At 63.8% G+C, this 20,028-nt stretch carries 15 protein-coding genes; 7 read left to right on the forward strand and 8 right to left on the reverse strand.

What is annotated here, in order from left to right; genetic code table 11:
* The first annotated feature begins 40 nt into the window (after positions 1-40).
* Positions 41-382, forward strand: coding sequence for a hypothetical protein (locus ACSSVG_RS13715; RefSeq protein ID WP_231338373.1), 342 nt, complete (start codon positions 41-43; stop codon positions 380-382).
* A gap of 217 nt (positions 383-599) precedes the next feature.
* Here the strand turns inward: ACSSVG_RS13715 and ACSSVG_RS13720 are convergent, their stop codons facing one another.
* From ACSSVG_RS13720 to ACSSVG_RS13745, 6 genes are all read right to left on the reverse strand, one after another.
* The gene (locus ACSSVG_RS13720) at positions 600-2,351 is read right to left on the reverse strand and encodes a glycoside hydrolase family 35 protein (protein WP_492415218.1); all 1,752 of its coding nucleotides are present in this window, start codon (positions 2,349-2,351) and stop codon (positions 600-602) included.
* Between the two features lie 18 nt (positions 2,352-2,369).
* Positions 2,370-3,068 carry a DUF624 domain-containing protein gene (locus tag ACSSVG_RS13725; RefSeq protein ID WP_231338371.1) on the reverse strand — a complete coding sequence of 233 codons (699 nt, stop codon included), beginning with the start codon at positions 3,066-3,068 and terminating at the stop codon, positions 2,370-2,372.
* A gap of 5 nt (positions 3,069-3,073) precedes the next feature.
* The gene (locus ACSSVG_RS13730; protein WP_231338370.1) at positions 3,074-4,015 is read right to left on the reverse strand and encodes a carbohydrate ABC transporter permease; all 942 of its coding nucleotides are present in this window, start codon (positions 4,013-4,015) and stop codon (positions 3,074-3,076) included.
* Positions 4,015-4,941, reverse strand: a complete 927-nt coding sequence (locus ACSSVG_RS13735) for a carbohydrate ABC transporter permease (protein WP_089596338.1) — start codon at positions 4,939-4,941, stop codon at positions 4,015-4,017. The genes ACSSVG_RS13730 and ACSSVG_RS13735 overlap by 1 nt, the downstream gene beginning before the upstream one ends.
* Positions 4,942-5,055: 114 nt before the next feature.
* On the reverse strand, positions 5,056-6,336 hold the full coding sequence (locus ACSSVG_RS13740; RefSeq protein ID WP_492415219.1) for an ABC transporter substrate-binding protein: 1,281 nt from the start codon (positions 6,334-6,336) through the stop codon (positions 5,056-5,058).
* A 60-nt stretch (positions 6,337-6,396) separates the two neighbouring features.
* Entirely contained in the window at positions 6,397-7,410 is a 1,014-nt protein-coding gene (locus ACSSVG_RS13745; protein WP_492415220.1) for a hydroxyacid dehydrogenase, read from the reverse strand.
* Positions 7,411-7,572: 162 nt separating this feature from the next.
* Here ACSSVG_RS13745 and ACSSVG_RS13750 point away from each other — a divergent pair, with 162 nt between their 5' ends.
* From ACSSVG_RS13750 to ACSSVG_RS13765, 4 genes are all read left to right on the forward strand, one after another.
* Positions 7,573-9,558: a heparinase II/III family protein gene (locus ACSSVG_RS13750; protein WP_492415221.1), complete on the forward strand. Its 1,986-nt coding sequence runs from the start codon at positions 7,573-7,575 to the stop codon at positions 9,556-9,558.
* Entirely contained in the window at positions 9,551-10,699 is a 1,149-nt protein-coding gene (locus ACSSVG_RS13755; protein ID WP_492415222.1) for a LacI family DNA-binding transcriptional regulator, read from the forward strand. Before ACSSVG_RS13750 ends, ACSSVG_RS13755 begins: the two co-directional genes overlap by 8 nt.
* Complete coding sequence (locus ACSSVG_RS13760; protein ID WP_492415223.1) at positions 10,699-12,606, forward strand: DUF2264 domain-containing protein; 1,908 nt, start codon at positions 10,699-10,701, stop codon at positions 12,604-12,606. The genes ACSSVG_RS13755 and ACSSVG_RS13760 overlap by 1 nt, the downstream gene beginning before the upstream one ends.
* Positions 12,607-12,688: 82 nt before the next feature.
* Positions 12,689-13,489, forward strand: a complete 801-nt coding sequence (locus ACSSVG_RS13765; RefSeq protein ID WP_492415224.1) for a GNAT family N-acetyltransferase — start codon at positions 12,689-12,691, stop codon at positions 13,487-13,489.
* A gap of 124 nt (positions 13,490-13,613) precedes the next feature.
* Here ACSSVG_RS13765 and ACSSVG_RS13770 read toward each other — a convergent pair whose 3' ends face one another.
* Positions 13,614-17,132 (reverse strand): discoidin domain-containing protein, encoded by a 3,519-nt coding sequence (locus ACSSVG_RS13770; protein WP_492415225.1) that lies wholly within the window; start codon positions 17,130-17,132, stop codon positions 13,614-13,616.
* A gap of 288 nt (positions 17,133-17,420) precedes the next feature.
* Here ACSSVG_RS13770 and ACSSVG_RS13775 point away from each other — a divergent pair, with 288 nt between their 5' ends.
* Both ACSSVG_RS13775 and ACSSVG_RS13780 read left to right on the forward strand, forming a co-directional pair.
* The gene (locus tag ACSSVG_RS13775; protein WP_492415226.1) at positions 17,421-18,086 is read left to right on the forward strand and encodes a GntR family transcriptional regulator; all 666 of its coding nucleotides are present in this window, start codon (positions 17,421-17,423) and stop codon (positions 18,084-18,086) included.
* Positions 18,083-19,255 (forward strand): MFS transporter, encoded by a 1,173-nt coding sequence (locus ACSSVG_RS13780; protein WP_492415227.1) that lies wholly within the window; start codon positions 18,083-18,085, stop codon positions 19,253-19,255. Before ACSSVG_RS13775 ends, ACSSVG_RS13780 begins: the two co-directional genes overlap by 4 nt.
* 31 nt (positions 19,256-19,286) lie before the next feature.
* On the opposite strand, the gene ACSSVG_RS13785 is transcribed toward ACSSVG_RS13780, so the two are convergent.
* The gene (locus tag ACSSVG_RS13785) at positions 19,287-19,985 is read right to left on the reverse strand and encodes a helix-turn-helix transcriptional regulator (protein ID WP_492415228.1); all 699 of its coding nucleotides are present in this window, start codon (positions 19,983-19,985) and stop codon (positions 19,287-19,289) included.
* Positions 19,986-20,028: the final 43 nt, after the last annotated feature.

The following is a 20,028-nucleotide window of genomic DNA, read 5'->3' on the forward strand; positions in this document are numbered from 1 at the left end:
TCTGATTACAATCAAAGGGACGTCGACCACTGAGGGAATCATGAAGAAACTCACCACTGTCCTGATCGCCGCCGGGCTCATCGCCTCGGCATCCGCTTGTTCCGCCCAGCAGCAGCTGACCACCGCGGAAACCTGTGACCGCGTTGGCGTCGCCGCAGCCGGCATTCCCCAGAACGCGAGCAAGACCGCCACCATCCGCGTGGCCAACGCAATCCGGCCTATCGAACCCGTGGCTTCCACCGACATGAAGCCGGTTGTCACGGCCATCCTGGAGTTCCTGGATGAGCAGGCCAAGGAAACCCCGGATGAAGCAAAGCTGGGCGAGCTCGGCGCTGCCTATCAGGAAGCAGGCACCAAGTACGGCGAGCTCTGCCGCGGCTAATGACGCCCGCGCGCTGAACACGCAGTCGCTGAACTCGCAGAAGGGACCGGTTGAAGAACCGGTCCCTTTTCGCGTCCCCCGATCGACCCTCTCTCACCGTTGGGCCGTTTATGCCGGGCCCTCTCTCCCTTCTTTCAAGCAAGTGATAGAGGGTTTGGGGGATGGGCGCTGGAGGTGAGAGACGGTCCGCGCCAAAAGCCCACTAGGTGAGAGAGGGCTACTTTTCGTCGGGGCCCAGGTCAGGCTCGACGGCGAAACTTACCTCGCGTGTCGCGCTTCCATGCAGTTCCAGGATGGCGAGCTCGTTGGCGCCTTTGCGGATCAGGGGACCGGGAACGTACAGCGTGCGCTGTGGTCCGCGGCTCCAGTAACGGCCCAGGTTGAAGCCGTTGATGAAGGCATTTCCCTTGGTCCAGCCGTCCAAACGAATGAATCTATCCCCGGGGCCATCGGCGTCGAAGGTCGCGAACGAAAGCGACGGACCAGCTACGCCGGCGGAGACGACACCGGGCGGCAGGTCAGCCGCTGCTGATCGGAACGCATCAAGCGAAGCCAGGTCAACAGCGCCGACCACCCAGTCCAGTACCTCCACGCCGTTCAGCAGCGCGGGCCCCATCAACCCCTTGGCCTCGCCGATCCTCTGCCCGTAGTTCACCCGGCCTTGATCCTCCAAGAGAACCTGCAAGCGGCCACCAGCGGGGATGGCAACAGAGAGCTCACCCAATTCCCGGCTCAGGACACCGACGGGCACGCCATCCAGGAAGAACTGTGCCCTGTCACGAACCTCGGAGAATGACAGGACACCGCCAGACGGAAGCGAGGCCTCATAGAGGTAGAAGCCCCGGTACTGGCCAGTGATTTCCACAGGTGAAACGGAGCCAGGAACCAGCTGCGTGGCAACCGGAACATCCAGCAAGGATACGGATTCGGAGACAGTGAGCGACGAAGCGGGAACAGGAACCCTCACGGCGGGCACCTCAGAAGGAACCGGGAAGTGCTTGGCGATCACGTCCCGGAACGCGAAGTACTTGGCCGTCGGGTGCCCGTCCTCAGAGAGGGGAGCGTCATAGTCATAGGACGTGATGGTGGGCTCGTAAATGCCCTTGTCGTTAGCGCCGTTGGTGAAGCCGAAGTTCGTCCCGCCGTGGAACATGTAGATGTTCACTGAAGCCCCGGCAGTGAGCAAGGCATCCAGTTCGGCGGCGGAAGCAGCGGCGTCGGTGGTGTGGTGGTGCGTTCCCCAGTTGTCGAACCAGCCGTTCCAGAACTCGGCGCACATCAGCGGTCCCGTGGGCTGCCGCTCCCGCAAAAACCCAAGCCGCTCAAGGGAACGTGAACCAAACGTCCCGGTCTTATGCAGTTCGGGCAATGAACCGTCCTCGATCATGGTCCCGAACGGCTGGTCGCAGGTGAACAGCGGAACATCAACACCCGAGCGCTTGGACAGGTCCACCAGATGCTGCAGGTACTCCTTGTCGTTCCCGTAGGCGCCGTACTCGTTCTCAATCTGGAACATGATCACCGGACCGCCCTGCGTGATCTGCCGGGGCACCACCAAAGCCAGCACGGACTCCATGTAGGAAGAGACAGCCGCCAAGTAGCCGGGTTCGCTGCTGCGGACGCCCACGGTGGGGTCGGTGAACAGCCACGCGGGCAACCCTCCGTTGTCCCACTCGGCGCAAATGTAGGGGCCGGGCCGGACAATGGCGTGCATCCCTGAAGCGGCCACCAGGTCCAGGAAGCGCCCAAGATCCAGCCCGCCGTCGGCCAAAAAGACACCCGGCTCGGGCGAGTGCTCATTCCACGGCACATACGTCTCGATGGTGTTCAACCCCATCAGCCGGGCCTTATGGATCCGGTCGGCCCACAGGTCGGGGTGAACCCGGAAGTAGTGGATGGCTCCGGAGAGGATGCGGAACGGTTGATCGTCCAGGAGGAAGTCCTGATCGCCGATTGCGAAGTTGCTCAAGAAAGGTCCTAACAGGGTCTACGCGGAACGCAGCACGGCGTGGAAAGCGTACGAGGCATTGCTCCAGGTCACGAACAGCAGCGGGGCCGGCGCCAACGCGATACCCAACACCGGCTGCATCACGGCGGCGGACACGATGATCCCCAGCAGGACCAGCATGGCCAGGCTGAGGTACCAGCGCTGCGCCACCAGATAAAGCGAAGCCTTGAGGACGCTTTTCAGCTTCGCCTCAGGCAGAAGTACGACGCCGGCAATCGCCGTGACGGTAAGGCTCACCGTCACGGCGGCTGCTACGACAATCAGCGGCACCAGCAGGGCGGCGCCTGGAATGGTCTGGACATTGTTCTGGAGGACGGCAAGGTCCACGCCAAGGAACATCAGCAGGGCCACGGCACCCACGCCGAGCAGTGCGGCTTTCGCGAAACTGCGCTTGTATCCCCGAAGGAAAGCCGCCACCGGCTTGACCGCGCCGCCGTCGTCGTTCAATGCCTTGAACGCGGCGAAGATGCCGGCGAGCGACGGTGCGATGGTGACCGAGAGGGCCAGGAAGAACGGCCACGCAGCGGCGGGGTCGGCCACCAGGGAGAGGCTGAGGACCAGCGGCGCGTTGGCCACGGCGAGCAGTGCGTTGCCGGCCAGGAAGGTGTAAATGAACCCGAAAATGCTCCCGAAGGTTTCAAATCCTGGCCCGGCCCATCGCCGCGGTTTAGCGCTCACACTACTCATCCTTTCATTCCGCTCGTCGCGATGCCTTGGATGAAGTAACGCTGGCCGATGAGGAAGATGATGAGGATCGGGATCACGGAGATCACGGAGCCGGTCATGATCATGGCGTACTCAGCGTCGAACTGGCCCACGAAGGACCGCAGGCCCAGTTGGACGGTCCAGAGGCGGTTGGACGTGAGGTAGATGAACGGACCCATGTAGTCGTTCCACGTGTTCACGAACGTGAGCAACGCCAGGCTGGCGAGGGCGGGCTTGGACAGTGGCAGGATGACGCGTGCCCAGATGCCGTATTCGCTCAGGCCATCGATGCGGGCCGCTTCGCAGAGTTCGTCCGGGATGGTCATGTAGTACTGGCGCATCAGGAACACGCCGAAGGCACCGAATGCCTGCAGGAGAATCAACGCGTTGAAGCTGTTGGTGAGGCCAAGGTTCTGCATCATGATGTACTGCGGCACCATGTAGGCCTGCCACGGAACAGCAATGGTGCCGATGTAGGCCAGGAACAGGACATCGCGGCCCGGGAAGCGGACCTTCGAGAAGCCGTAGGCGGCCAGCGAGCCCGTGAGGACCTGCAGGCAGGTGATGATTACGGCAAGGTACAACGAATTCTGCAGGTAGCCCATCATGGGGATGCGGGTCCAGATGTCCGTGTAGTTGCTCCACACGAACTCCTGCGGAATCCACTGGATGGGAACGGTAAGGACTTGGTTGTTCTCCTTCAACGACGAGGAAAGCATCCAGATGAACGGCACCATGAGCGCGGCCACCAGGACCACCAGCACGCCATAGATCACGATGTTCGCGGTCCGCTTCTTCTGCTCGCGCGGGGAGCGTTTGCGGTCGGTTCGACGGCGGTCTTCCGCAGTAGGTGCCCCGTCCGGGAACGCTGCTGCGTCCGTCACGTGAGTGGCTTTGAGGTCTTCGGCCATGTTGGTCATCAGCGTTCCCTCCGCTGTTGGATCTTGAACTGCAGGACGGTAACCGTCAGCACGATGATGAACAGGACCAGCGAAATGGCCGAGGAGTAGCCGAACTTACCTTCGCCGATGCCCTCCTGGTAGATCAGCTGGGACAGCACTGTGGTGGAACGTCCGGGGCCACCGTTGGTCATGACCACGATCAGGTCGAACACCTTGAAGCTGGAGACCGTCAGCATGACCACCACAAAGAACGTGGTGGGACGCAGCGATGGGATGGTGACGTTCCAGAAACGCTGCCAAGCACTGGCGCCGTCAACTTCGGCGGCTTCGTACAGCTCGGTGGGGATCGCCTGCAGGCCGGCCAAGTACAGGACCATGTAGTAGCCCATGTCCCGCCACACGCTGGTGATGATGACAGCCGGCATGGCCCAGTCGGAACTGGACGTCCAGCCCGGCGGGTTGGCGATACCGATGGCGCCGAGGAACTGGTTGATGGGGCCGCTGTCGGGGCTGAACAGCATGTTCCAGACGACGGCGACAGCCACCAAGGAGGTGATGTAGGGGAAGAAGATGGCTACCCGGAAGAAACCGATGCCCTTGAGCTTGCGGTTCAGCAGCATCGCCAGGATGAGCGCGAGTGCCATGGTGAGCGGGACGTGGCCCAAGGCGTAGACCAAGGTGTTCCGCAGCGCGATCCAGAAGGAGTCGGACGCGAACATCCGCTCGAAGTTGGCCAGGCCAACCCACTTGGGAGCGCTGAACGAGGTCCATTCCATGAAGGAGAGCGCGAAAGCGGCCACGACTGGAATGAGGGTGAAGGCCAGGAAGCCAAGGAAGTTCGGAAGGATGAACGTCCAGCCGATCAGCGTGTTACGCCTGGCTTGCTTCCTGTTGCCGCGGCTGTGCACGGGGGCAGGCGCCTGGGTGATTGTTTCTGTAGTCATGATGACCGCTCCCCGGGACGGGGGCGTTCCTCCATTTCAGGATCCGGAGAATTCGGGTCCAGTTCCGGTGCGGCGTCCAGGGACGCAGCACCGGAACCAGATGCTTGCCTGGCCTTACTTGCCCAGGACTTCGCTGGTGACGCGCTTGCCCATCTCTGCGATGCCATCAGTGACGGAGCGCTCGCCGACCATGATGAGGTCGTGCTCCTGGTTGAGGATCTTGTCCGTAGCGGCAGACTTGTCGCTGACGGGCATTTCCAGGGCGGTCTGATCCGGGGCGAAAGCCTTCTTGGAGAGCTCGTCGGTAGGCAGGCCGTCCAGCTTGAAGTACTCGGCGGTGACTGACTCGTTTTGCAGGGCAGGGACGACACCGATCTTGGAGATGGCCTTGGCGCCCTCTTCACCGGCAGCCCACTCGATGAACTTCTTGGCCTCATCGGAGTGGGTGGCGTTCTTGTTCACGGCGAAGGCCGTGGGCGAACCGAACGTGGTGACCTTGCCGTCGTCGTTCTTCTGCGGCAGTGGAGCCAGGCCCCAGTTGACGTTGGTCTTGCCGTCCTTCTTGGCCTGCAGGATGCCTGCCGTGTACCAGGTGCCCATGGGCATCATGGCAGCCTGGCCGGTCTCGAACATGGTGCGGTAGCTGGTCTTCTGGCTCTTGGCGGTGCCGAAGTCCAGGGTGGTGCCGGACTTCTGGAGGTCCAAGGCGGTGTTGTACTGGTCCGCCATGAAGCCGTAGTCGCCGCTGTTCTGGTCAGCACCGTTCTGGGCCGCTGCGATGGCCTGGACCACGGAACGCCAGATGTGGTGGTAGGTGCCGTAGACCTTCTTGCCTTCAGCTTCGGTGGTGAGTTTCTTGGCGATCTCCGTGTACTTCTCCCACGTCAGGTCCTTGGGCTCTTCGATACCGGCGGCCTTGAACAGGTCCTTGTTGTAGTACAGGAGCCAGAAGTCCTGGCGGTAGGGAGCCGCGAAGTATTTGCCGTCCATGTCGAAGGCGTCCAGGCCGGCGAGGTTGTCCTTGCCCACCTTGTCCACCACGCTGTTGATCTCCTGAAGCTGGCCGTTATTGGCGTAGCGGGAGTAGTCGATCACGTTCTTCATGGTGAGGACGTCAGTGGTGTCGCCACCGGCAAGCATGGTGGTCACCTTCTGCGGGTAGTCATCAGCCAGGATGTCCACGGGTTCAATGTCCACGGTGGGGTTGGCGGCCTCGTAGCCGTCGAAGAGGGCCTTGAACTCGGGGGTGCCCTCGTAGTTCCAGACCGAGACTGTCAGCTTGGTCTTGCCGTTGGCTGCCGGTTGTTCGGCCGGACCGGCTGCGCCTGCACAGCCAGTGAGTCCAAGCCCTGCAGTCACCGCAAGGGCGATTGCGGCGAGGGTTGTGCGCTTCATTGCGTTCTCCTTAGTGGGGGTTCTTAAGTCTGCCGCGGCTGCGGCTGTGGGTTTGACGGGCTAGGCGCTGAGGCCGAGGTCCGCGTGGACTACTTGGGCCTGGAGGTCCTTGCCGGCGAGGTACCGTTCGAGATCGTCCAGTGCGGCATCGGACATCCGCCGGGTTTCAGTTCCGAGTGAGCCGGCGATATGCGGCGTGAGGATCACATTGGGGAGGTCGTACAGCGTGGACTCTGCCGGCAGCGGCTCGGGCTCCGTGACGTCCAACAGGGCTGTGATTCGTCCGGTGGCGCACTCTTTCTCGAGGGCCGCCGTGTCAATCAATGAGCCACGTGCAGTGTTGATGAGCGTTGCGTGGTCCTTCATGGCGCTGAGCTCTGCCGTGCTGATCATGTTGCGGGTTTCCGGCAGGGCAGGGGCGTGGATGGTGACCACGTCCGAGACCGGCAGGAGTTCTTCGAGCGTGACCAATGTGCCGCCCGCAGCCGCCACCTCAAGAGGATCGGCGTAGGGATCGCTGACCAGGCACGTCACGTCCTGGAGTTGCTGGACCAGTTGAACCACTCGACGTCCAATCCGGGAGAAGCCGATGACGCCCACGACGCGGCCGATGTTGCCCAGTTCGCCGCGATCTCCGATGTAGCTCCAGTCAGCGCGGAAGGTGCGGGCGTCGTTGGCCAGTACATGGGCCTTTTTGCCTGCCAGGACGATCGACGCGAACGTGAATTCGGCGACCGGGATGGCGTTGGCGTCGGCGCCGTTGGTCACTGTAATGCCGCGATCCCAGAGTTCTTCGCTCACGAAGCTGCGCACTGTACCTGCACAGTGGAAGACCGCCCGGAGCTTGGGCATGCGCTCCAGACGCTCTGCATTGAGCTGCGGAACTCCCCAGCTGGTAAGGAGGATTTCCACCTCTTCCAAGCGGCCCGCAAGCTCGGGGGTGTCCAGGGAATCCGTCCAGGGTTCGTCACCAAGATCGACCAGTCCAGCCAGCCGCTCCAGTCGCGTGGAATCGAACTGGTCAGCAAAGGTTCCGCTATTCATGACCAGCAGTGCCTGGGGCTTGAGCGACATTGAGGGGATCCTCCCTTCGGATTTCGTTGGTCTGTTCGACCGTGATTTATGTGTTGCATCACATCTAATAATCAGTACATACTCATAAACAAGACAGTTCATTCAACTCAATCGAGCTTGATCTGAAACGTTCAAACTCGAACAACTGAGAGAAGAATCCCTATGGCAACCGGCAACGCTGCCGTTGTAGCGCCACCTTGTCGCCCGCTACGGAGCGCTTGGGGCCTGTTGGCCAACGAGCGCTCCCTGGTCGAGTCGCTCCGCGGCTCCCGGGACCGGCTCACCGTTCGTCCAGCGTCCGACGCCGGATGGCGGCTCGCTGCTTCACGTCCCCTCTCGGAGCTGCGCACCCAAGCGGACGCGGAGCGGGGGACACCCTGGCCCCAACCGCTCGTGTCCCACTACGCGCGGTACTTCCGCGACGGCAACCGCACGGCGTACGAGGGGCTCGTGGCGAGCCGGCAGCAGCGCCTGACGCGCGCCGTCGTCATGGCAGCCCTGGGCGAGCCGGGTTGGCTCGACGAGGTGATTGACGGCGCCTACCTCCTCTGTGAGCAGAGCTCGTGGAGCTGGGCGGCGCACGACGACGTGTTCACCCGCAACGGCGAAGTAGTCCCGGACCGCACGCGTCCCTATCTGGACCTCGGCGCCGGGGAAGTCGTGGCCCAACTCGCGTGGCTGGACCTGGTGCTGGGAGATGCCCTTGATGACAGGGCGCCTGGCCTCCGCAAGCGCATCCGGCTTGAGACGAACGAACGCGTCATTCGGCCCTTCCTGGACCGGCTCGACTGGCACTGGCTGGGGTTGCACGGCGACGTCCACAACTGGAACCCATGGATCCACTCGAACATCATCGCCGCGGCCTTGCTGCTGGTTGATGACCCTGATGGGCAGGCCCAGGTTATTGCCCGCTGCATCGAGGGACTGGACCGCTTCCTCGCCTCCATTCCCGCAGACGGTGCCATCGACGAAGGGTTCGCTTACTGGTGGAACGGGGCCGGCCGGGCGCTGGAAGGCCTTGCGCTGTTGGAGGAAGCAAGCGGCGGTGCCCTGAATCCGGACCTGCCGGTGATCCGTGCGCTGGTTGCCTTCCCGAGCCGGATGCACCTTGGTGGCCGCTGGTTCCTCAACGTCGCTGATGGCCCCGCCCGGGCGCATGAAGGACTCCCGTGGGGCATGCTGCATCGCTGGGCCGTCCGGCTGGGCGACTCCGAGGCCGCCGCGCACGCCGCCGCCTTTGCCGCCGTCGAACCCGAACCCAACGCCGCGGCGGGCCTGGGCCGCGTCCTCACCCAACTCGCCTCCCGCACCCAACTAGGTGACAGTAAACGTCGCACTGAGGGTCCATTGGGACGTTTACTGCGACCTAGTTGGGGGACGTACCTGCCCTCGGTGCAGATCATGCTCGCCCGCCAGAACCCCGGTTCCACGGACGGGCTCACTCTCGCGGCCAAGGGCGGGCACAACGGCGAGCACCACAACCACCGGGACGTCGGCTCCGTCGTGGTCGCCGTGGACGGAGTGCCCCTGCTCGTCGATGCCGGCCAACCCACGTACACGGCGCAAACGTTCGGTCCTGATCGCTACCAGATCCGCGCGATGCAGAGCGCTTGGCACAGCGTCCCCGCACCCTTCGGGCTGGAACAGGGGACAGGATCTTCCTTCGCCGCAGTCCTCCTTCAGGAGCCCACCACAGAGGAGCCCACTCTCGCTTTGGGTCTCGGCGCCGCCTACGGACTGGGTCACGCCGAGCAATGGATCCGCACCTCAGTGATGAACCGCGAACCCGGGTCCGTAGTGATTGATGATCGTTGGAACCTGCCAGCGCCCCCGCCTGTAGGAACCCACCAGTCTGCAGGAACCCACGACGTCGACATCACCTACCTGGTTGCCGGCACCGTCCACGTGGGTACAGACGCGACGGCGACCATCACCTCTGTCGGAATTCCGACAGTCAGCAGCCACGTGGGGCTGCACCTGCGCTGGAAGCCGGCAACCGCCGTCGTGCTCGTAGACGAATGGCACCTGGATGATCCGCTCCTCAGCGACATCTGGGGCCAAAAGCTCACCCGACTCCGGTTCCGCATGCCCGAAGAAACCCGCGCTTCAGGCGCATTCACCCTCACAGTGGAGGCCACAAATGACTAACGAATCAAGCCCGGAAGCCGGGAAATCGTTGTTTTCGCTGCAGCGGCGGGAACGGCTCATGGAGGAGTTGCGGGCACACGGAGCCATCACCGTCCGCGATATCGCGGCGAAACTGGGCGTTAGCGAGCTGACCATCCGACGCGACGTGAATACTCTCGCCGACGAAGGATTGGTCTCCCGTGTCCACGGCGGCGCGACGCTCCCCAGCCCGTTGGATCGCTCGGTGGCTGTGGGGAGGCCGGCGGCACACAGTTACTCCATCGGCATGGTGGTGCCCTCGCTGGATTACTACTGGCCGCAAGTGATTTCCGGTGCCCGCGGCGAGGCCGAAGTGCAGAATCTCCGCATCCTGGTCCGGGGCTCCGCGTACGACGCCGCCGACAACCGCCGCCAGGTACAGGCGCTGCTGGATACCCAGAACATCGACGGGCTGATCGTGGCCCCGGACATGGGTGGATCGCACGGCAAGGAGTTGCTGAGGTGGCTCAATGCCCTGCCCATTCCGGTGATCATGGCTGAACGCCGGGCGCCGTTGGAGATCCCGTCGCACCGGCTCGAGTGGGTCGCGACCGATCACTCGTTCGGCGCAGGGATGGCCGTGCGGCATCTCTGGCAGGAGGGGCACCGGATGATTGGCTGCCTCACCGATTCCAGCAGTCCCACCAGCCCGCATGTGGTCCGTGGCTGGAAGCAGGCCCTCGCTGCGTTGAAGATCCCGCTGGAAAGGTCCATCCATGAGGACTCGGCCAAGCTGGACAACGGGGACCGTTCCAAACACTTTGATCATGTCCTGGAGCTGTGCCGCTCTACAGGGACCACCGCCATGCTGGTGCATTCGGACACCCAGGCCGTGGCGTTCGTGCAGCACTGCGTGGACCGCGGCGTGGACGTTCCCGGCAGCATGGCGATCGTGGGATACGACGACGAAGTTGCCTACCTTGCCGAGCCCGCCATCTCCGCGGTTCGGCCTCCCAAAAGCTACGTCGGCAAGGTGGCGGTGCAGCTCATGGCGGCACGCTTGGCCGAAGGAAGGATGCGCCCCGTGCATCGCATTGACTTGAACCCGGAGCTCATTGTCCGGGAATCATCCGTGGGCGCGCCGCGAGGGTTCGCTGGAGTGGTCCTGGAGGATTCGCTCTGATGCTTCTCCCCACTTTGGATTACCAGCTTTCGCCCTACACCGGCCTGACCCGCGAGCACTGGTGCGCCTACGCGGACTACCTCCTGCGTTCGGCTCACCGCTTTGGCACCGGGGACCACGCCAACATCCACCTGCCCGGCGCCAACAGCCGGTACGGCCCGCGGAGCGATTCGCTGGAGGCCTTCGCCCGGACCTTCCTGCTGGCTTCCTTCCGGATTGCGGGCGACCCGGCCAGCACCGGGTGGATCGCCGAGTGGTACGCCGCCGGTCTCGATGCCGGGACCAACCCCGCGAATCCCGACCGCTGGCCGACGCCAGGCGAGCTGGGGCAGGCGAAGGTCGAGGCGGCGTCGTTGGCTGTTGGTTTGGCGCTGACCCGCGACGTTCTCTGGGACAAGCTGCCCGAACGCGTCCAGGAGCAACTTATCGCGTGGTTCGAGACCGTCATTGGCGAGGAATATCCGCCCATCAACTGGGTGTGGTTCCAGATTGTGGTGGAGACATTCCTGGCTTCAGTTGGTGGCCGGTATTCGGATGAGGACATCGACGCCGGACTCGCCGTCCACGACTCGCTCTACCGGGGCGGTGGCTGGTTCGCGGACGGGCCCGAGCGTGCGTACGACCACTACGTCGGCTGGGCCTTCCAGGTGTATCCGCAGCTCTGGGCCTTGATGGCGCCTTCGGATCCCCGGGTTGCTGCCCGCAAGGCGCTCGACGGCGATCGGCTGGCGGATTTCCTGGATGACGCCGCGTTCCTTGTTGGCGCGAACGGTGCCCCGCTCATTCAGGGCCGGAGTTTGATCTACCGGTTCGCGGCCGCCGCGCCGTTCTGGGTAGGGGAGTTGTCCGGGCACACCCGCTTGGCCCCAGGCATGGCGCGCCGGGCAGCGTCCGGGATGCTCGACTACTTTGCGCGGCACGGCTCCATCACGGAGGACGGGTTGCTGTCCATCGGATGGCACGGCGAGTTCGCCGGCATGAAGCAGGCCTACTCCGGGGCGGGCTCACCGTACTGGGCCGCGAAGGGGATGCTCGGCCTGGCGCTGCCCGCGGATCACCCGGCGTGGACTTCAGTTGAGGCTCCGCTGCCCGTTGAAGTGGCCGACACCCAGCGGCTCATCGAGGCGCCGGGTTGGCAGGTTGACGGGACTCGAGCCGACGGCGTGGTCCGGATCAGGAACCATGCCACGGACCACGCCGTTGTTGGTGCCTTGGTGGCTGATTCACCGCTGTACGCGCGGATCGGGTACTCGACGCACACGTTCCCGGACCTCACGGCAGAGTCAATGGACAATGCGGTGGCCTTCGTTGACGCTTCTGGTCGGCTGACGCATCGGACGGGTTTTGAGTACCTCGGGTCCTACTCCGAGGGCGGGGTTCAGGTGGGAGCTTCCCGGTTCACCGCTCACTGGATTGAACCCGACCCCGACGCCGGCCCTGATCACGGCAGCGGCGTGGCCGGCGTTGCGACTCCCGGACCGTCGGTCACCGTGGTGTCGGTGACGCGGGGGGCCGTTGAGCTTAGGTTGGTGCGTGTTTCCGGGGCTTCCGGTTCTTCCTCGGGTAGCGCGCTTCGGATCGGCGGTTGGCCGGTGGATGCTGCGTCTTCGGTGATGAGCTCTGTGCTGCCGGTCCCAGGTTTCGGCCTGGCGTTGGATTCGTCCGGGACGTTCGTCCGCTCCGGCGCGCACCCCATGGGTTCAGAGCTCACCATTCCGTGGGTGGGGACCTCGGGCACCGCGCACGACGGCGACTACGCAGCCGTCGTCGTCCTCGCCGATGACGGAGGTGCTTCGGCGGATGCGGGTGTCACGTTCATTGCCGGGGAAGGGGATGGCCGGTTCGTTTTCTCGGACGGCACCTCCGTGGAGCGCTCCCGGCTGTGGCGTGCCCAATTCGACGCCTAGCTACGGGTTAGACGGCTCCTACCGTCTTGTGTGCAGCGAGCCATCGAATCGGGCGAGCCCACCCCTGCAGTAGGCTCTCGGGATGAGCCAAACCGACGATCGAGCACGCTTCCTCGCGGCCTATGACCAGGACCTCCGCACCGACGCAGAGACCCCAAGTGCCCTCAAAGTGACCCAGCACGGACCCGTGCGCTTGGTGACTTTCATGAAGGGGCGGGGTTTCGTCACGTACAAGGATCTGGGCGACGCGGATGCACAAACCGTCAGACGGCTCGTTGCCGAGGCAACCGCCTACTTCCGCGCTGAACCTGGCATCACCAGGGTGGAATGGAAGTCCCGCGGGCATGATCACGCGCCGGGTCTGCATGAGGCCCTCATTGAAAACGGCTTCACCCAGGACGAGCCGGAGTCGATCATGATCGGGGAAACGAAGGCTTTGAGCACCGTTGTGCCACTTCCCGAGGGCGTGACGTTACGGCAGATCACGGACGAGCCGGACGTGCGGGCGATGAGCGCGATGCAGGACGAGGTCTTTGGCGAACCGGTCTCAGATGAGATGGCCGATGCCCTGCTTCGCAGACTCTCCCTCGATGACGGGATGCAGTTGTGGGTGGCGGAAGCCGAAGGTCAGATTGTCAGTGCGGGACGCTTGGAGCCAGTGCCCGGCACGGCCTTCGCCGGTATCTGGGGTGGTGCCACCAGAGAAGAATGGCGCGGCCGGGGGATCTACAGGGCGTTGACGGCCCGCCGCGCGCAAGCCGCACTCGAGATGGGAAAGACCCTCATCCACAGCGACTCCACCGAATTCTCCCGGCCAATCCTGGAACGCTCCGGGCTGCTCAAGGTCTCCACCACGACGCCGTACCGCTGGGTGCGCGGCTGAGTAGCTCAGACGGCTTTGGCGGCCAACCGCTTGTTCATTTGAGCGTACTCATCCCACGTCGGTGAAAACACAGCGAGGCCCCTCAGGATCGAAATCCCGAGGGGCCTCACTATCTCAGAATTCCCTACTTCCCAGCCGCGAAGAAGCTCACGCACTGCCCCTGATTCGTGAACACGGGCGACGGGCTCGTCTTCCAGCCGCCGTTCTTGCACGCGTCCTTGCCGGTAGAAACAGTCACGCGATATTCCTTCGTGGTGCCGTCCGGCGCCGTCACGGTGACTACCGCCGTCGGGTTCCCAGCGGTGGGCTGCTGGACCGTCACCTTCGCGTTCGTGTCCAGCGGGTAGCCGACGACGGCGGGGGTCGCCGTCGCGGTCAGCACCCGGTAGTCGGTGGTCGCCGGGGAGAATCCGACGACGGACGCTTGGTTGACGAGGAGCCTGCCGAGGTCGGCGAGTCCGCCGTCAGCCAAACGTGAACCCGCGATGGCTACCTCGGCGACCTTGGTGTATGAAGCCGTGGTCACGAACGAGACGCGGATGCCGCGGGTGGTCACGGGGTCGAATCGAACTGTCGTGGGCGCAGAAGTCGAGAGTCCCGTGATGGTTCCCGCTGAGGTGTCCTTCCATGCTCCGGAGGCGTCCTGATACTGCACCTTGAGGTTCGCAGCAGCTTTCTCCGCGGACGTGACGGTCACGGATGAAACGGTGTAGTCGCGGCTGAAAGCGTAGCTGAGACTGTCACCCGCACGGCCGCCACTCACCCAGTTGGACCAACGGGTGGAGGCGTTGGCATCGCAAGTGTTCTTCGCGATGTACGAGCCCTCGGTGTAGCTGGCCGTCGCGACGGTGGCGGGATCGTCCTTGCAGATGTTGCCGCTCGGGACCCTATCCACCACCACGACAGTGAGGGTCGCGGACAGTGAGCCGGCCTTGCCAGGAATGGTCACCGAGCCGACGGTCTGCAGTGCAGATTCAGACAGCGAAGCCCAGTCCCACGTAACAGGAATCGGGTTGCGGGCGGGCCCGTCGCCGATTTGGCCGGGGACTGTCACCGGGGCAGCCGCCTGCACCGAGGCGAGCGTGGAACCAGCACCCACGGTCACGGATGCGGGATCTGTGGCGACGTACTGCCCAACCGTCACAGTGAGGAGCGCGTCGTCAAAAGCCTGGCCGTAGGGATCTACGCCGGAGCCGCGAAGCGTCACCTTCCCATCCTTCTGCCAGGCCGAGGGGTCAACTGCGGACCACGTAACGGTCAGCGGCTTGCCCGGACCCGCCTCATACAGCGGAGTCACTGTAGAAGGGAGGGTGGGCGCAACACCTGTGAGCGTACTCAGTTCAACGGGCGAAACACCCAGGAGCTTCAAGTCAGCGATGTCCGTGAAGGCCCACGCTTGATGCGGGCTTGCCGAGGCGGTTGCGGTGGTGCCGGTAGATGAAGCAAGTGCCACTGACTTTCCAGCAGCGGTCTGGTTGCCCGAAACCTGCAGGGCAATCGCGGCACCGGCGTTGACCAGGGACCACTGCTTGCCGTTCTCAGTCGTGACGATCCACTGTGCAGAAGGAGTCGCCTTAGCTTCATCCAACGTCAGGGAAGCAAGTGAAGCGGCACCGGACTGGCTGCCGTTCAGCACGCCTCCATTGCCTGTAAGGACCCGTCCGTCCGCACTGGAAACTACCCAACGACGATCGTTCGCGAACTCGTCTGCACCCACGGCTTTGAACGTCCACGTCTGCGGCGCCACGCCTGCCGCGTCGGTGCCCAGTTCCTCGATCGAGGCAGGTCCGTTCGCCCGCCCGGTCAGGTACTTGCTGCTCGCCTCACCGCTGAGGTGGTAGCTGTGGCCGTCCTGCACAGGTGCGGCATCCTCTGAAACTCCACTGACGCCGTCGACGACGAACGTCACCACAGACGCGGCGGGAACCTCGAGCGTGGCGGACTTGGCTACCGTGTCAACGGCGACCGGTGCGCCGGCTACCAGTGCATTCTTCTCGATATCGTCCAGCGGCGATTTCGTGGTGACCACGGGTGTGACTTTGGCGCCGGGTGCGATGCTGCCGAAGCGGCTGAGGTCGATGGTGACCTTTTCCGCCGTCGGGGTGTCGTTGAAGTGGACCAGCGTTGCGCCGTTGCCGTCGGCGCGGAGGGCGCTGGCGGTCTTGGCGTTGTCGTTCTGGATGAGGAAGTCGCCGGGCCGGATGTAGTGCGTGAAGTTCCTGGTGGTGTTGTATTTCTGGTTGGTCAGGACCTTGCACTTGGCTTGTTCCTGGGATGCGCCGTCGTTGATGCGGCGGTTGGAGAAACCTTCGCGGCCTTCGTAATTGCAGTCGAAGTCGATGTAGATGGAGCCCCAGCCCTTGTCTGCCTTCTCCTGCTTGTACGTGTCCTCCACGGGCTGCCAGAAGACCCACGCGTTGGGGTCGAGTTCACGGAGATCGTTGACCATCCGGCCGGCGATGCCCAGGCCGTTGGTGATGTTGGAACGGTCCCAGCCACTGGTGGAGTCGCCGAGCACCGGGTTGCCGGTCCAGAATCCGCCCACTTCGCTCATCCACAGCGGCTGATCCGTGGAGCTGGCGAGGTCGCGGACACGACGACGATCGTTGGTGCCGTAGGTGTGGACGTTGAGCTGCGCAACAGCGTCCTTGGCTTCCTGGCTGTAGCCGTTCCAGTTGGTCATGAACTTGGTGGGATCCGTCTCGTCCATCGCGGAGATGACGGCGTCCGTGGTGCCCTTTTCCAGTTCGGCGGCCAGCAACTTGGTCACGCGGTCCTGGGCGGCCGGGTAGATCAGCGCACCCTCCTGCTTTTGGGTGTACGTGGTGGGCGGCTTGCCGGTGGCTGCGTTGATGTCCGTGCCCCAGTAGCCGGAGTTCGGCTCGTTGAACGGATCGATGGTGTCCACTGTGATGCCGCTGCCCTTTTCGAGGAGCTCGACGGCGTTCCTCATGTAGGCGGCGAACTTCGCCTCCGCTTCGGGGAGCAGGTTTTCGCCCTTGGCGGTGTTCACCTGGCCGGAAACGTAGCCGCTCTTGGTCATGAACCACGGAGGGGAATTGCTGAACGCTTCCCAATGCGTGATCTGCTGGTCTGCGGCGAGGCGTTCCACCCACCAACGCTGGTTCTTATCGGCGTCGGGGTTGTAGGACGCGGGATCGTCCGGATCCCACTCGCTCAAGAACGCGAGCTTGTTGGCCTGCGTCTTGTCCACGGTCCCGTCCGGGTTGTAAAGGTTCGACGCCGGCTGGCCGGGTTGCCCTTCAGCCACCGGCTTCCACCATCCCTCCACAGCGCTGCCATCGTTGAGGTAGTTGGCTACGTCTGACGCATTACCGCCGCCCACGTTGTAGCGGGCGATGTTGAGGTTGAGTCCGTCCGCACCGAAAACTTTCTGGTACAGCTCCTCACGTAGCTCGGGGGAGTAGCCCGCCGTCGCATTCGCGAACCAGACCAGGCTGGTTCCCCACCCTTCGAAGGCTTCGCCTCGGGTGGCGGGGTTCGGGGTGATGGTGACCGCTGTTGCATCGTCTGCTTGTGCCTGGGGTGTGGTTGCGGGCATGAGTGCCAGGCCGGCGGCTGCAGTCACAGCTGCTGCCAGGACTGCCACTGGCCTTCGGATTCTTCGTGCGGAAAACGCCATGGGTGGACCTCATCGTCGGGGTGTCATTGGGTGCTTGCCTGACTTCCGGGAAGGCCGGGCAAGCCGACACTATGAGGCGGCTAGGAGCGTCACAAGGCACTCGAACAGGCTCGAACGGGGTTGGTCGGAAGTGGTCACCTGCATTCAAGCAACGCGGGGTCACTTACGGCCCCTTTTTGGCGCTTGAAGCGGCCGTAAGTGACCCCGCGTTGCTATTGTTGTGTGCTGCTCATCCGGGAGTGTATAGATGTATACAAGTACACCTTCTTTTTTCGGCAGGGCGGCACCATGGCAGATCCACAACCACGAAACACGGGGGCGCACCTTGTCTATGGCGAGTTGAAGCGCCGGATCCTCAGCCTCGAGCTGAAACCGGGTGAGCGCATCTATGAGCCCGCCATGGCCACGGCCTTGCAAGTCAGCCGCACGCCGCTTCGCGAAGCCATCCGTCGCCTGATCTCCGAGAGCCTGCTGGAACAGCAATCCACCGGAGGAGTCCTGGTTCCCGCGCTGGATGAGAAGGTGATTGCCGAGCTGTACGATGTTCGCGCTGCGTTGGAATCCCTGATGGCACGGGAGGCATGCGCCAATGCCACCGCAGCGGACCTTGAAGAACTCCGCGGGATTCTGGCCCGCAACGCTGCGATGGTGGAGTTTGCCGACGAAGCCATGAAGTACGGGGTTGCCCTGCATGCTGCGATCGCCAGGATCGCCGGGAACTCCTGGGCCCAGCGCTTCCATGAGCAGATCGCCAGCCAGGTTGAGCGCTACCGATACTTCACCAACAACGCTCCCGAACGCCGCGACGAAGCACTCTCCAATCACCGGCTTTTGGTCGAGGCGATCGCTTCAAAGGATGCGGAGAAGGCAGCCAAAGTCGCCTTCCACCATGTCATCGGCGCACGGGATGAGACCTTGCGGGTCATCTCCAGCTCCGGCCTCGTGGTCGAATGATCGGCGAACTCGGAAGGCGTTCCTCCACGGCCCTCCTGATCCACTCGGCGCTCATCCAGGCCGTCACGTTCCTGGTCCGGCCTGCCACCACGTACCGCGCACTGGAACTTGATGTTCCCGGCTTCGCACTGGGCCTGCTCGCCGCCAGCTACGCTGTGTTTCCCCTGCTGCTCGCCCTGCCCATCGGCGGACTGGTGGACCGCCTTGGTGAGCGCCGGCTCATGGCGATCGGGGCCGCCGTCGTGCTGGGTTGTTCTGCGTTTCTGTTGTTCTGGGGGACCTCGGTTCCGGCGCTCGTGGCCGGCACAGCGCTCCTTGGCGCAGGTCAATTGGCCTGTGTGGTGGGGCAGCAAGCGGTGGTCGCGAACAACGCGGCGTCGTCTCGTCTGGATTCTGCTTTCGGGTACCTGACCTTTGCCGCATCCCTGGGCCAGGCTCTCGGTCCGTTGGCCATTTCCGTGGTGGGCGGTGCTTCCGTTCGGCCGAATACGCAGGCGATCTTCCTGCTCGCGGCGGCCATGAGCCTGGTGATGTTCCTGACCACTTTCGTGATCTCTTCAAAGGTCAGCCGAGGTAGGCGCACACCCAAGGGCGGCCCAAAGGGCAGCGCCGTATCGCTCCTCAGAACCCCGGGCGTTGTCCGTGCCCTGGCAACGAGCGCCACCGTTCTGGCTGTCGTGGACCTGACAGTTGTCTACCTGCCTGCACTTGGCGCCGAACGAGGCCTCACGGCTGCAACTGTGGGCCTCCTGCTCACTGTCAGGGCGGTGTTCTCCATGGTGTCCCGGCTGGGGCTCGGCAGCATGTCCCGCAAGCTGGGCCGCATGAAGTTGCTGATCCTGAGCCTGGCCATCTCCACAGCAGCCCTGGGGGTGGCCGCCATACCGATGCCCGAGTGGTTGCTCTTCGTCGTGATGGCGTTCCTCGGATTGGGGCTGGGAATCGGCCAGCCCCTGACGATGTCCTGGCTCTCGGCCCAAGCGCCGGAAGGCCAGCGCGGGCGGGCGCTTGCCTTGCGGCTTGCCGGGAACAGGGTGGGCCAAGTGGTGCTGCCCAGCGTCATCGGCGTGGTGGCGGTAGGGCTCGGCGCCGCAGGCGTGTTCCTGGCATCGGCCGTCGCAGTGGGCGGAACGATGCTCCTGCTACGGGGAGTACGGCTGGACGACTGACTGAACTGACCTGAGGGATTGATGGAGCGACTCACGCGCCCCGACCGTGCACAGGTCTGGCGTTCGCGGGAGGTTCCCCGACCTCGTGGATGGTGTGGCCGCTGCAAGCCGTCTTGGTGACGCTGGCTCGCTCGATGCGGGCTACGGTGAACCACCGCATGGCGTCGCGAAGTCGACACCATCCAACCAAGTACCACTGGCCGTTCGTTGAGGCGAACAGCACGGGTTCGACGTCGCGGGTGGTGGTGCTCCCATCTCCCGAGGTGTAGCGCATGCGGATGACTCGTTGCTCGGACATCGCCTCCTCCAGAGCCGACCTGATGGTGCGCGAAGAAGCGGCAGCCGCATTCACCCAGACCCGGCCCGCCAGTTCGTCGGCTCTTGCCCGGGTCTTGGGATCGAGGACATCTACGATCTTCCGGATCCCGGCTGCTGCCAGATCGGCATAAGGGGCGTCGGGTGCAGCGGACACGGCTGCCATGAGCGCAACGGCCTGCGCTGGGGACAGGCTGACAGGCGGCAGGGAAGCGCCAGCGGCCAACCCGTACCCACCACCAGGTCCTGGGCGCGACCATACGGGCGCACCGCTGCTCTCCAACGCATCCAGGTCCCTCTTGACTGTGCGCACGGATACCTCGAACTCTCCGGCCAGCCGCTCGGCGGAGACACCCCGCGCTCCGCTGCGACGCAGCAATTCGGAGAGAGCATGGAGGCGTTCTGCACGCTTCAACTGTCAGTCCGCATCAAATTCATGACATAAATAGTGACATACC

The sequence above is a fragment of the Paenarthrobacter sp. E2MeOHC11 genome (assembly GCF_058744955.1).